The organism is Allomesorhizobium camelthorni, from assembly GCF_011045125.1.
Taxonomy (GTDB): Bacteria; Pseudomonadota; Alphaproteobacteria; order Rhizobiales; family Rhizobiaceae; genus Allomesorhizobium; species Allomesorhizobium camelthorni.
The window spans coordinates 1-12,999 of sequence record NZ_JAAKZF010000044.1 but is presented as its reverse complement, the minus strand read 5'-3'; the positions used below and the strand labels follow the sequence as shown (position 1 = coordinate 12,999).

Annotated in this window: 14 protein-coding genes, 1 tRNA gene and 1 pseudogene; 11 read left to right on the top strand and 5 right to left on the bottom strand. The window is 53.2% G+C overall.

Features of this window, described 5'->3' with window-relative positions; genetic code table 11:
• The first annotated feature begins 5 nt into the window (after positions 1-5).
• The 8 genes from hisD (at position 6) to G6N73_RS23665 (ending at position 5,211) form a co-directional block, all read left to right on the top strand.
• The gene (hisD, locus tag G6N73_RS23700; protein ID WP_165032128.1) at positions 6-1,298 is read left to right on the top strand and encodes a histidinol dehydrogenase; all 1,293 of its coding nucleotides are present in this window, start codon (positions 6-8) and stop codon (positions 1,296-1,298) included.
• A gap of 8 nt (positions 1,299-1,306) precedes the next feature.
• Complete coding sequence (locus G6N73_RS23695) at positions 1,307-1,792, top strand: UPF0262 family protein (protein WP_165032126.1); 486 nt, start codon at positions 1,307-1,309, stop codon at positions 1,790-1,792.
• Positions 1,793-1,833: 41 nt separating this feature from the next.
• The gene (locus tag G6N73_RS23690) at positions 1,834-2,253 is read left to right on the top strand and encodes an arsenate-mycothiol transferase ArsC (protein WP_165032124.1); all 420 of its coding nucleotides are present in this window, start codon (positions 1,834-1,836) and stop codon (positions 2,251-2,253) included.
• An 87-nt stretch (positions 2,254-2,340) separates the two neighbouring features.
• A complete protein-coding gene (infA, locus tag G6N73_RS23685; RefSeq protein ID WP_019172992.1) occupies positions 2,341-2,559 on the top strand; it encodes a translation initiation factor IF-1 in 219 nt (72 codons plus the stop codon).
• 27 nt (positions 2,560-2,586) lie between these two features.
• Complete coding sequence (locus G6N73_RS23680) at positions 2,587-3,216, top strand: Maf-like protein (RefSeq protein ID WP_165032122.1); 630 nt, start codon at positions 2,587-2,589, stop codon at positions 3,214-3,216.
• A complete protein-coding gene (gene yacG, locus G6N73_RS23675) occupies positions 3,213-3,416 on the top strand; it encodes a DNA gyrase inhibitor YacG (RefSeq protein ID WP_165032120.1) in 204 nt (67 codons plus the stop codon). The genes G6N73_RS23680 and yacG overlap by 4 nt, the downstream gene beginning before the upstream one ends.
• Positions 3,417-3,574: 158 nt before the next feature.
• A tRNA-Phe gene (locus G6N73_RS23670) sits at positions 3,575-3,650 on the top strand.
• 112 nt (positions 3,651-3,762) lie between these two features.
• The gene (locus G6N73_RS23665) at positions 3,763-5,211 is read left to right on the top strand and encodes a tyrosine-type recombinase/integrase (protein ID WP_165032118.1); all 1,449 of its coding nucleotides are present in this window, start codon (positions 3,763-3,765) and stop codon (positions 5,209-5,211) included.
• A gap of 32 nt (positions 5,212-5,243) precedes the next feature.
• Here G6N73_RS23665 and G6N73_RS23660 read toward each other — a convergent pair whose 3' ends face one another.
• The 4 genes and pseudogenes from G6N73_RS23660 to G6N73_RS23650 form a co-directional block, all read right to left on the bottom strand.
• The gene (locus G6N73_RS23660; protein ID WP_165032116.1) at positions 5,244-6,083 is read right to left on the bottom strand and encodes a hypothetical protein; all 840 of its coding nucleotides are present in this window, start codon (positions 6,081-6,083) and stop codon (positions 5,244-5,246) included.
• Positions 6,084-6,203: 120 nt separating this feature from the next.
• Positions 6,204-7,145 (bottom strand): type IV secretory system conjugative DNA transfer family protein, encoded by a 942-nt coding sequence (locus G6N73_RS23655; protein ID WP_343044720.1) that lies wholly within the window; start codon positions 7,143-7,145, stop codon positions 6,204-6,206.
• A 24-nt stretch (positions 7,146-7,169) separates the two neighbouring features.
• Positions 7,170-7,364: pseudogene (locus G6N73_RS38690) on the bottom strand (type IV secretory system conjugative DNA transfer family protein); the annotation flags it as partial.
• Positions 7,365-7,524: 160 nt separating this feature from the next.
• Complete coding sequence (locus tag G6N73_RS23650) at positions 7,525-7,782, bottom strand: helix-turn-helix domain-containing protein (protein ID WP_165032112.1); 258 nt, start codon at positions 7,780-7,782, stop codon at positions 7,525-7,527.
• 174 nt (positions 7,783-7,956) lie between these two features.
• On the opposite strand from G6N73_RS23650, the gene G6N73_RS23645 reads away from it, so the two are divergent.
• Together G6N73_RS23645 and G6N73_RS23640 are read left to right on the top strand one after the other, a co-directional pair.
• Positions 7,957-8,253, top strand: coding sequence for a hypothetical protein (locus tag G6N73_RS23645; protein WP_165032110.1), 297 nt, complete (start codon positions 7,957-7,959; stop codon positions 8,251-8,253).
• 593 nt (positions 8,254-8,846) lie between these two features.
• On the top strand, positions 8,847-9,632 hold the full coding sequence (locus tag G6N73_RS23640; RefSeq protein ID WP_165032108.1) for a hypothetical protein: 786 nt from the start codon (positions 8,847-8,849) through the stop codon (positions 9,630-9,632).
• A gap of 114 nt (positions 9,633-9,746) precedes the next feature.
• Here G6N73_RS23640 and G6N73_RS23635 read toward each other — a convergent pair whose 3' ends face one another.
• On the bottom strand, positions 9,747-10,463 hold the full coding sequence (locus G6N73_RS23635) for a DUF932 domain-containing protein (protein ID WP_165032107.1): 717 nt from the start codon (positions 10,461-10,463) through the stop codon (positions 9,747-9,749).
• Positions 10,464-10,722: 259 nt separating this feature from the next.
• On the opposite strand from G6N73_RS23635, the gene G6N73_RS23630 reads away from it, so the two are divergent.
• Positions 10,723-12,444: a hypothetical protein gene (locus tag G6N73_RS23630; protein ID WP_165032106.1), complete on the top strand. Its 1,722-nt coding sequence runs from the start codon at positions 10,723-10,725 to the stop codon at positions 12,442-12,444.
• Positions 12,445-12,999: the final 555 nt, after the last annotated feature.

Sequence of the window (12,999 nt, the reverse complement as noted above, 5' to 3'; positions counted from 1 at the left end):
CGCATATGGCCATCACACTCAACCAATCCGATGCCGGCTTCGAGGTGCGTTTCGCAGCGTTCCTGACGACCAAGCGCGAGGCATCTCCCGATGTCGACAGCGCCGTCGCCGCCATCATCGCCGATGTCCGCGCAAGGGGCGACGAGGCGCTGGTCGAGTACACGCAGAAGTTCGACGGGGCCGATTTGCGCAGCCTCGGCATCGCGGTCTCGAAAGCCGATATCGCCAAGGCCTATGGCGAAGCCGACGCCGAGACCATCGAGGCGCTGAAATTCGCTCGCGAGCGGATCCGGTCGCATCACCAGCGCCAGCGCCCGGCCGACGACCGCTACACGGACGCGGCCGGCGTCGAACTCGGCTCGCTCTGGACGGCGGTTGAGGCGGTCGGGCTCTATGTGCCCGGCGGCACCGCGTCGTATCCGAGTTCGGTGCTGATGAACGCGATCCCTGCTGTTGTCGCCGGCGTCGAGCGCATCGTCATGGTGGTGCCGGCGCCCGGCGGCGCGATCAACCCGCTGGTGCTGGTCGCAGCCGACCTCGCCGGCGTTTCCGAGATCTACCGGGTCGGCGGCGCACAGGCCATAGCTGCCCTCGCCTACGGTACCGAGACGATACGGCCGGTCGCCAAGATCGTCGGACCGGGCAATGCTTATGTCGCCGCGGCCAAGCGCCAGGTGTTCGGAACGGTCGGCATCGACATGATCGCAGGGCCGTCGGAAGTGCTTGTCGTGGCGGATGCCGACAATGATCCCGACTGGATCGCAGCCGACCTGCTGGCCCAGGCTGAGCACGACGCCGCGGCCCAATCGATCCTGATCACCGACGATCCTGCTCTCGCAAGCGCGGTCGAAGGCGCGGTCATGCGCCAACTCAAATCGCTGCCGCGCGCTGAGACCGCCGCCGCAAGCTGGCGCGATTTCGGCGCAATCATCCTGGTCGAGACGCTCGAGCGCGCTGTGCCGCTTATCAACCGCGTCGCGGCCGAACATCTCGAACTGGCGATCAGGGATGCCGACACCTTCCTGCCGCACATCCGCAATGCCGGAGCAGTGTTTCTCGGGCGCCATACGCCGGAAGCCATTGGCGACTATGTCGGCGGCTCGAACCACGTCCTGCCGACCGCCCGCTCGGCGCGGTTCTCTTCCGGGCTTTCGGTGCTGGATTTCATGAAGCGCACCTCGATTCTCAAGCTCGGGCCGGAGCAGTTGCGCGCGCTGGCGCCAGCCGCTATGGCACTCGCCAAGGCCGAGGGGCTGGAGGCGCACGGACGCTCGGTCGCCATCCGGCTGAATATTTAGAGCATGGGATGGCGCGGAACGACGGGCAACGCTCAAGGCTGATCGACGTCGAACTCGACGAATCCATCGGCCGCTCGACGCCCGACATCGAGCATGAGCGGGCGGTGGCGATCTTCGATCTCATCGAGGAGAACAGCTTTCAACCTGTCGACGACGATGGCTGCGGCCCCTATCGGCTGAGATTGTCGCTGGCCGACGCCCGCCTCGTCTTAGCCATCTCGCACGAGGACGGCTCCCCCGTGGTCACGCATATTCTGTCGCTGACGCCGTTCCGCCGCATCGTCAAAGACTATTTCATGGTCTGCGAGAGCTACTACGAGGCTATCCGCACCTCGACGCCGAGCCAGATCGAGGCGATCGACATGGGCAGGCGCGGCCTGCACAATGAAGGGTCGCAGACGCTGATGGACCGGCTGGCCGGCAAGATCGATATCGATTTCGACACCGCTCGCCGCGTCTTCACGCTGGTCTGCGTCCTGCACTGGCGGGGCTGACCCTGGCTTCGACGCTTCCGCATCCCCGTTCGATCCTGTTCATGTGCAGAATGAATGCCGTGCGCTCGCCCATGGCCGAGGCATTGGCGCGAAAGGCCCTGGCGCCGACGATCTTCGTCGCGTCAGCCGGCGTGCGGACGGGCGAGCGCGATCCGTTCGTCAACGCCGTGCTCGCCGAAGACGGCCTGTCGCTGGAAGACCGGCTTCCAAAGACTCTGGACGACCTGGAGGACGGTTACTTCGACCTGATCGTGACGCTTGCGCCGGAAGCCCATCACGCCGCGCTCGAACTGACGCGCTCAATGGCGGTCGAGGTGGAATATTGGCCGACGGCCGATCCGACCACGGCCGCCGGCACGCGCGAGCAGATCATGGCGGCCTATCGCGACGTGCGCGAGCGGCTGAAGGCCAGGATCGCCCAGCGCTTCGCCGACGGGGCCTCCCCAAGCGCGGGCGATTAAGCGTGTTCACAAAGAGCCGATAATCATATAGGTTCCGCGCAAATTCCGGCCCGGCGCCGGAAATTCCATCCAAACCAAAGGTATAGAATGCCGAAGGAAGAAGTCCTCGAGTTTCCGGGTACTGTCACGGAATTGCTCCCGAATGCTATGTTTCGGGTGAAACTTGAAAACGAGCACGAAATCATTGCCCACACCGCCGGCCGCATGCGCAAGAACCGCATCCGCGTGCTCACGGGCGACAAGGTCCTGGTGGAAATGACGCCATACGACCTGACCAAGGGCCGCATCACCTACCGCTTCAAATAGGACGGCCGCAGGCCGCGACCCGACACGATGAGCGTTTTCCAGAAGCTTGTGCTCGCCTCGGGTTCGCCGCGCCGGATCGAGCTTCTGCAGCAGGTCGGCATTGAGCCGGACAGGGCACTCCCGGCCGAAGTCGACGAGACGCCACTGCGCGCCGAGCATCCGCGCTCGCTGGCCAAGCGTCTGTCAAAAGCAAAAGCTGAGAAGGCGCTCGAATCGCTGAAGGCTGAGCCGGATTTCGCCGGCGCCTACATACTGGCGGCCGACACCGTCGTCGCGGTCGGGCGGCGCATCCTGCCAAAGGCCGAACTGGTGGACGAGGCTTCTAACTGCCTGCAACTGCTTTCGGGCCGCTCGCACCGGGTCTATTCGGGCGTATGCCTGATTTCGCCGGAAGGTAAGCTGCGGCAGCGGCTGGTGGAAACCCGCGTCCGCTTCAAGCGGCTCGGCCGCGAAGAACTGGAAAGCTACCTCGCCTCGGGCGAGTGGCGCGGCAAGGCCGGCGGCTATGCCGTTCAGGGGCTTGCTGGCACATTTGTCGTGAAGCTCGTCGGATCCTACACCAACGTCGTCGGCCTGCCGCTCTACGAAACCGTCGGCCTGCTGACTGCTGAAGGCTTCAAGGTGCACTTCAACTGGCTGTCGGGCACACGCGCATGAGCGGCGAAGGAACCGGCAACGTCGCGCCGCTGCGACCGAAACGCCCCTGCCCCGAATGCGGCAGGCCTTCGTCGCGCGACACCTATCCGTTCTGCTCGACGCGCTGCAAGCATGTCGACCTCAATCGCTGGCTTTCCGGCAGCTACGCCATTCCGGTCCGCGAGGACGAGGAAGACGGCGACGAAAGCGAGCCGAAATAGCCTCGCGAAGCAGGAAACGAACGAAGTTCGGTTTCTTCCTCAAAAGGCTGCGCCAGCGCTGGACAGCGCAAAATCCCGTGCTATAACCCACGCGCTTTCGCAGGTTTGATCCAAGCCTCGCGAGTTTCGGATGCCTGCGCAGCCGGCCATCGAAACAGGCCCAGATAGCTCAGTTGGTAGAGCAGCGGACTGAAAATCCGCGTGTCGGTGGTTCGAATCCGCCTCTGGGCACCATCTTTCCCTTAAAAATCAACCACATACGCATTTTTTAGTCTGACCTCTCTTCCTTTCGACACCGTTGCACAACCCTTGCACAAACTACACACTGCAAACGGAGGACGAGAGGATGAGCGAAAAGCACACGATTCTGGGCGACAAGGTTAATCTGTACAAACGACCAGGCAGCCCTTTGTGGCAGTGTTCAACCTACCTCAAAGGCAAAAATTGGCGCGTCAGCACCAAGGAAGAGAGTCTGGCTAAAGCCAAGGATTGGGCGGAGGATTGGTACCTTGGGCTCCGCGGCAAGGTGGTCAAGGGCGAGCTGAAGACCGAGAAGACCTTCAAACAGGTGGCAGAGAAGTTCGTGGGCGAATACGCCGTCATCACCGCCGGCGAACGCAACGAAAAGTACACCGAGGATCACCAAAGCCGTCTGCGCAACCATCTCGTTCCGTTCTTCGGAGAGCTGGGGTTGTCCGAGATCACATCAGGTGCCGTGCAGGAATATCGAGTGCACCGTATCAAGGCCGGTAGCGACAGCTCAGACCGGACGTTTGAGGAAGCGGCGAAGGGGTTCTTGCGAGCGGTCGCCGCCGTTAAGGGAAAGCAGAGAACTACCAAGAGCGTCGAGTCGCACAAGATCTTCATCAAGACGCACCTACTACCTTTCTTCGGCTCTCTGTCGCTCTCTGCCATCACCGAAAGTGCGCTTGAGGAATACCGGACCCATCGGGCCGAGTGTGTCGAAAAGCAGAATAGGCGACACCAGCGAGCGGTGTTAAAAGAGCTGGAAACCCTGCGACAGGTGCAGATGTGGGTGGAGCGGATGAGTAAACCGCCGTCAAAAAGCACGATGCACCACGAGATCGTCACCTTGCGACAGGTGCTGAAGACCGCCGTACGGCACGGCTGGCTAACCGGCCTTCCCGATATGTCCACCCCTTATCGTAGCTCGGGTAAGATAACGCACCGGGCTTGGTTCTCACCGGAGGAATACAAGCGCCTCTACCAAGCCACCCGTGAAAATGCTCGCAAAGCCAAAGGACTGCCTTGGCAAGCCGAAGCCGAGCAATTGCACGATATGGTGCTCTTTATGGCCAATACCGGCATCAGACCGGATGAGGCTAATTGGCTGGAATACCGCGACGTGCACGTGGTGGAAGACGAAGCCACCAAAGAGACCATTCTGGAGATTGAAGTGCGCGGCAAGCGCGGGGTGGGCTACTGCAAAAGCACCACTGGTGCGGTGCGACCATTTCAGCGGATGAAGGAGCGGAACAAGCCCAAGTCCACCGACCGACTTTTCCCGAGCAATCACAAACGCGCGTTCAACCGCATCCTTGAAGAACAAGGGTTAAAGGTAGATCGCCAGGGCAACAGCCGTACCCTCTATTCGCTCCGCCACAGCTACATCAGCTTCCGACTGTTAGAAGGTGCGGACATCTACCAGATTGCCAAAAACTGCCGCACCAGTGTGGAGATGATTGAGAAACACTATGCCGTGCATCTCAAAAACAGCTTGGATGCAGCGGCCATCAACGTGCGGAGAATCAAATCTGTACCTAAGGCGTCTTGAAATATCTGACTTTTAAGTCCACCCCTTTCCTTTTACACCTCTTCCAAATCAATGCTTCCAATAGCCTTCTTTAATTCGTCCACATTTTCTGCCGGATATGACAAGACGAGACACTCGGCCGATTGAGTCGTGTCATGAATTTTCTCTAGTGGGTCAAACCCTCCCATTAGCATAAAGAACGACCGGTCTTCTTTTGCATCAAGATGCGGGATCATATGGAGGCGCAATTGGAGTATATGTCCTGCGAGAGGATTTGACTCTGGTGGTGCTAGTAAAAATCCTAGGCCTGGTTCTCCTTCCTTTGGATAAACGAATTTCGGTCCTATTGCATTAGAATTTGGAATTGGACGGACGCCTTTGACGGTCTCATGAAGCGGCTGCATTATTGCAACAAACTTGATCGTTTCAATCGGAATTGTGCCGAGATTGAATTCTACCGTTGTTCGTTTATCGCTCCAGCCATGATCATACTTTTTGCCATTTGCTTGTTCGAATCCGTCAATACCTTGTAGCATTGCTGTAAAAATATGACCATTCAGCTCTTGTATCGGAACTGATTGCTTTTTTATCTCCGTCTTCACCTTCCCAGTGAGTGAAAAATGTGCCTGTCCGGAAAGGTGGTGTGCATATTTAACAAGATGAGAGGTAAGTTTTGCGCAGTCAGTCAGATTCACTTGGTGACTGACAGAACCGGCTGGAATCTGGAGTTTTCCAGCGAAACCAGTTGTTTTTCGATAATATGGGAAGTTGACGTACATGCTTCCGTCGTCAGAAAACAAAATCTGAAAGAGCTTGTAGCGAACACTGTTATGAATAACGGTGATTATGTGTTGCTGGGAACGCAACACCGACAGATTGATTGTCTTTTTCATAGCGCAAATAGTTATATTTTACCTTACACATGAGAAATTACAATAAAGTCAGCATCCTACTGGGTGCTGACTGGTTCGCTCAATACTCGCTAACGAACATGACGGTCAACGCCCGCCGTGTCACAGCGGCAACGTCCCTGCCGAAAACACCTTCGTCTGAGCACCATCCACCATCAACTTGATAAAGGTCTCGTGGTTGGCGAGGTTGGTGAGGTCAGACGGTTTCGGAAAGTCGGTGCCGAACTGGCGAGATAATAATGAGGCATCATTAGCACCAACTCGAAACGATACCAGTGTGCCGACATTCCCCAGAATCGCTTCCCGTGTCTTTTCCTCCACTCTTCCAAAGTGCTGTGTGGTCAGGGTGAGGGACAGACCATACTTACGCAACTCGGAGAGCATGTCCGCGAAAGCGGAGGTGGTGAAAGAGTGAAATTCATCGACGTAGAGGAAGAACGGTCGCCGTTCTTTTTCCGGTCGATCCTGCCGGCTGTATGACGCACCGGCGATACCAGACACAATCAAGCCACCGAGTACGTTGGAAACATCCGCTCCGAGTCGGCCTTTCGCCAGGTTGATGATTAGCTTTCCACCCTCGTCCATCAAGTGGCGCCAGTGCAATGGTTGTTCTGGCTCACACACGGCCTTCCGCACTGTCGGCTGCACCAAGAAAGCACCGAGCTTGTTGGCAATCGAGGAAACACCGTCACTGGAGGACTGATAACGCAGGGCTCCATATTCCACGGTCCAGAATTGCCGTACCGGTCCTTCTGGTAGGGTCTCAATCAGATCCTTTCGGTATTCCTTGTCGAGGAATAGCGGGAGGATATCGGCAATGCTGGCGTCTTCTTGCTCCAACAGCGCCAACAGCGCAAAACGAAGTAGGTGCTCCATCCGAGCACCCCAGGCATCCGGCCACTGCTTCTTGAAGGTATCAATGAGCCCAGAAGCGACCAGTGGTCGCCAAGGTGGCGGTACCGAAGACAATGGATTGTATCCGTAAGGGCAGGCTGGGTCAGCGGCGTTCCAATAGATGCCGTCTTCACCCAACAACTCGGCCACCGATTCCGCCAAATCTCCATGCGGATCAATCAGACAGAAACCTCTACCAGCCGTTATGTCCTGCCGACACAACGAAGCCAGTAGCGTGGACTTGCCGGTACCGGTCTGTCCGATGATGAACGTGTGGAGCAGTCGATCTGCCTGCCGGATACCAAAAACCTTTCCACCGCGCCGGCCCAGAGTCGCCCCGACTCGTGTTATGTTGTCGCGATTTTGCACCCGTCTATGATGAGGCAAGCCGTCGCCACGTCATAGACGCCTAGAGTTGCCAGTTGTGAAAATTACTGCAAAGTCATTTATAATAAGCTGATCTTCCACATGATCCACCTACCCGCCACCATCATCGATGCCGCATCATCTCATAAGTATATCGTAGAGCCTAACCCTTTTGCCGGATACCGCGCGGCAGGTTCGCAGGTAGCGGCGTGTCGCTTTCGGTCACAAGGTCGGCGACTGTGCAGGTGAGGGTTTCAGCAATGCGAGCGAGGATACGGACTGTAGGGTTCTGTTCGCCGCGCTCCAATGCCCCCAGGTACGAGCGATCCACCTCTGCATCAAACGCAAGCCGCTCTTGCGAGAGGCCGCGTGCGAGACGGATGCGGCGCACGTTCGTGCCGACAATGTGTTCAATGTCCATGGCGGCAACCAAGGACATACGCGGATTATTTCACCACTGGATATGTACCGCATTTGAAAATGATGATACAGGCAGCTCACATCGTTGCACATACCATAAAGCACAGAGACATCTATGGACAACCTAACTCATGTTTCATTCAAATATATGAAGCGCCTTGATCGGATAGTGTATGTGACCGAAACGATTGCGACGATGCAGTATACCGTACTCGGTATTGTTCTTGGCTGCTGCGTAAGCTGGAGCCTTGTTGTGCTCATGCTCGGTAGCGAAGAAACGGAGTATGTATTCCTCTTCCTTGGTGCGGTCGTCGGAAGCCTTGCAGGGTTTGTCTTCGGTGGATGGATTGGCACATTCCGGGTAGGTCGAATTATGCTCTCGTTGGACAGCCTGCATTTTGATAGGCAGGTTAACGCACAGCTTACAGAGATTGAAGCGAGAATGCCACGATGGACCCGGCATATTGCATAGGCTATCACCACGGGCATTTCACGACGGAGTACACCATGTCTATTGATGACATAAACTGCGTATATTGCGTTTCTGATGCCCGGCACTTTACGCTGTCCATGTCAAGCGTGCAGTGGAGCTCTTACTTGTATGTCTCTATATTTGATAGAAAAAAACCACCCGTACAAAACGGATGGTTGAGAAATGAATTTTTACTATTTATTTTTCTTAAGCCCAAAAATAACAAGTTGTATTACGAAAGGTAACACAGCAATGTATGCTGATGCTAAAAAGATCAACGTAATCCAAGTAGGCGGACGACTCGACACTATGGAATAATCTGCGAGAACGGACCAAACCATCTGAGTGCTTAAAACTATCACCGCAACAGATGAGAATATTACAAGGATTATGAACGAAGTCCACATTGGATCAGTGTGTTCGGAACTACGAAAGAACTTTACAGGGCTAAAGACCATGATATTCCTCCAGAGAGCTAGCATAACGCCAGCTCGATTTTGAGTTGACGTTGAAAGTACCTTGGAGATACATATTACATTCTAGCACAAAATACATACTACGTCAAGTAAATCAAGGACTTACGGAGGAATATCTTGTCTGATCTCGATACAAAAAACAATAAAACCTATAAGTCTGTGCAGTTGTACGTTTACATTGGCGGAGTAATAATTTCTGCCCTAACCCTATTCGCGCTTTCACGTCAGGTATATTTACTTGAAATTAGTATAGACCAGCAATCAACGATAATAAAACATACCGAAAATATAAACGACTATCAGATAACAAAATCTTTGATCGATGATTTTAAGCCAAAAGTAGACATAACAATGCATAAAAGCGGATTTAACAAGGAAGAGAATAGATTTGAGTTTTCATGGTCCGCCCAAAACCTTGGTGGCAGTTCTCTTAAGCTGTCAGATGGTTTCTCGTCGCTGATTAAAACATGTGATGATCGCAGTAGTGTTTGGGATGGTAAAAACTGGCATCCAGCAGGCTGGGAATGGCCCGCATCCGATATACCAATAGATTGGACCGATAAATCCAAGAAACCAATTACACTTGAACCTGGCGGTCCTACTAGTTGGAATACTTATACCGACTTTCATCCAAGGGACTATGATTTTCTGCCAAACGGAACAGTAATTGTGGTGGTTAACACAATACTGATATACGATCCTGATCAAGAGCAAAAGGTCTTTCGTGAACAAATAGAACGTCTCAAGATCGAATACGGCGGGAGATTTGTTGTTGATGGTGCGCCAGTCGGCTTTCCATATATACGCAGGTTACAAAATGCTCTTGCTAACTTTCGGCTCATCAACGGTACGTGGGAAAATACTGAACTCAGCAATCATTGTATGATTGAAATAGGAGGGTAGATTTATAGACAATTCATCATCACATCATAGACGCCGGGAGTTTCAGCGATAGCATCACGCGAAAAAAAGCCCCTCATAATGAGGGGCTAGTTGATGTTGTCTGACGTATCCACGTCAGACTGTGCGTTCACACACTCCATCAATGACACGATGGAGCACCGTCGTCACCGCCGGGTTCTCGGCCACCCGTCCGGTGAGCGAGAACGTCGCGGCGTTGAAAAGCCGCCACAGAGTCTTGTCACCCCAGTCATGCGCTGGCGTCTCCCACTGCTCCATCACGTCAGGGACGCGCTGGAGGTTGATGACGCCAGAGCGATAGAGCGATAAGATGACATGATCTGCCACTTCATCGGGTAACACTGTCTCACGGTAGCGAAGGAAGCGCTCGGCCTGTTCCTGTCGCTCCGTGTTTAATGGCTCCACCACTTCGGCAACAAGACCAGGAAGCTCCCGCTTGGCGTTAGCCGTGTGCTTGCGTCTGATGACGTGATCGGCTTGGAAAGCCAGATTATCACAAACGAAGACGCGACTACCAAAGGCAATACCAATCGGGAACTTCTTGTCGTGGCTATTCCGCAGACCAAGGGTGTCGGTGTACTCACCGTCAGGGCTACGAAGTGACAACAGACCGAAATAACGAGCACCGTCTTCGGTGACGGCGTGGTGCTCCTCGATGATCTCGTGGCCATAGAAGCCGAGGCTATAACGCATCAGCTCCACGATTTCATGGTGAGCCACCGGCACGTGAGACGCTGTGCGGGGTGGTGTCGCCACCGCGCGCAGATCGTCATACGCGACTTCCGTCGCGCCGGCATGCAACATCAATGTCATGGAAAGAACTCCTTCTCTCTGCGTCTCGTTCGACCATTCGAACGAGACGTTGAGGGAACGAGGTCGGTATTTTAGAGCTGGGTCGGTCCGCCTGCCGGATACCGAAAACCTTCTCACCTCGACAACCGAGGGTGCACCGAATCGTGTTACGTTGTCGTGATTCTGCACCCCTCTATGATGAGGCAAGCAGTCCCAACGTCATAGACGCCGGAAGTTGCGGAATTAGAAAAATTGTCTGAGGAGGAGTATAATTCCTAAGATGTGGTACGAAAGAATACTTAATACTGCTTTATGTGCCGTCGAGCGTTTTGTAGGTATGCTCGATCCGTACCTTAAACACCTTGACCCATCACTATTTCAGACTGTCATTCTTGGCATTTTGGCGATATTCATTCCGTTCGCTATCGTCTTTCTAACGGACGTATTAAACAATGGACGGAAGAGAAGCGAATTTGAAAAGATGGTTTTGAGTGATGAGGTATTTGGAGCAAAGAAGGTATTTTGGCTATCGATATTCGGCCTAGGATTATTTCCATTTTTCAGTGGAAATGATATCTCTTCACGGCAGAAAATATTGGCAATCTTGGTTGTAACAATCTTGGTGATTGTACTCGGGCGAGCATTCCGTAGAGCATTGCGATTTTCCGAGGGGCACAAGTCGGAATTTGAGATCAGCTTCTTGAAAGGTTTGCGTCTCCGAAAGGTTTTTCGTTTTGGTAATAGATCAAAAATCGAAAAGATGGTCCGCGCATGGACATCGTACTGGTCGGAAGTATCAGAACATGGTGACCGAGACCATACCGAAATCTTCGTCAATCATATAGATGACGCAATCAATACCAAACATTATGATTTGGCTGTTTCCCTTGCTCGCTCCTATCAAAGCCATATAGACAAAAGAGACATATTCTCACTCGGTCACTACGTGTTTCCAAAATTGTTTGTCTGGAGTGACAGTCTATGGGATGCTGAGCAAGATTGGCTGAAAAGGAGGGGAGTATCGGAAAGGGTAGGTAATATTTCTGCCCTAAATAAACTACCTGCCTTTAAAAGACGTATATCGACAGCATTAGATAAAATATATGCGAGCGACTATTCATTCTGGGAGTGGCATTATTTCCAGAAAGAACTTCTACCGGCGACTACCAAGGCCCTGTTACAGAACGATCACGGCGCCTACCAGATATTCGCTGATCTTAAAGAATATGCTAACACCGCGGAAGTCAGGCTGGAAAATATAAAGAACGAAGACACCAAACGGCGCTGGTGGAATCATGTGGTCAACCAATTTGGCTATTTCTGCTCCACGTTTTTTAACAGCGTTTCCGATGCTCCCAGGCATTTCGACATCTGGGAACACTATTTCCCTAATGAGTGGAAAGTGACTAGCGGAAATGTTAGCAACCGTATGTCGCGTATTGTGTGGAAGAAGTTTTTGGAGTGGGCACAACCGCTCATACTCCAGAAAGCCAATAACGATTTCGACATGAATTTAACTCACGTAGCAACAGGGTTGTTTCCTGGCGTTCACTCTGGCTACTTTCCGATTTTCCTAGTTGCCTTTCTTTCTGGTGATGTGAAATATGCTATTACTGGGGGAGCGAGGTTTAGTATTCATAACAGTTCGTTCTCATGGTCGGGGGAGTTGAGCGATGCGGAAGTGCAAACACTCCACGAAGAAATGGATAAATCGCAAGCGCAAGAGACTGTTAGTGCAATATTTGGGTATTTTTACAAATGGGCACCTCTTCAATTGTTCAAAAACGATCTTTCTGAGGACGAGTTGTCCAATTGGAACAATCTTGCCGAAGATGAACGAAAGGAGATGGTGAGGCGAGTCAGGCAAACGAAGCTGAAAGGATTACTTGCGGAACTGGACAGTGAAGAGGTGATTAAATTGTGTGATGGAGACGACTTAAAAGAGCATAGACGAAAAGCTTTTATTAGCTTGGTGAAATTGTTGCTGGAGAGAGTCGCTTAGGTTTTTTGTCGCTGCTACAATCCACAATAGCATTAACTTGAACAAACTCGCGCGACTGTGCCGCTTCCATCAACGCCTTAAATTGCTCATCCTGCACCTCCGGTAGCCTTCGGGAAGTGGTGTGATCTGGGGCACAAGACGCCACTTTTTTCGATTCCGGAAACTCCGGTAGCCTTCGGGAAGTGGTGTGATCTGGTGCACAAGACGCCACTTTTTTCGATTCCGGAAACTCCGGTAGCCTTCGGGAAGTGGTGCGATCTGGTGCACAAGACGCCACTTTTTTCGATTCCGGAAACTCCGGTAGCCTTCGGGAAGTGGTGCGATATGGAGCACCATAAAGTCCAATTATCGAATCACACAAAAAGCGCTCTTTTGAGCGCTTTTTGTGTGTGCACGAGTTTCTAAAAACGAAGGTTTAGACCTAGACCTACTTCAGTCTCGAACCAAGCACATCATCAAGCAACTACCAACTCGTCAACCACGGTGTGTAATCCACGTTGCCATACACAGCGTCTCCACTGCCGGGACCATCTCCACTTGGGCCGTCGGTAGGTA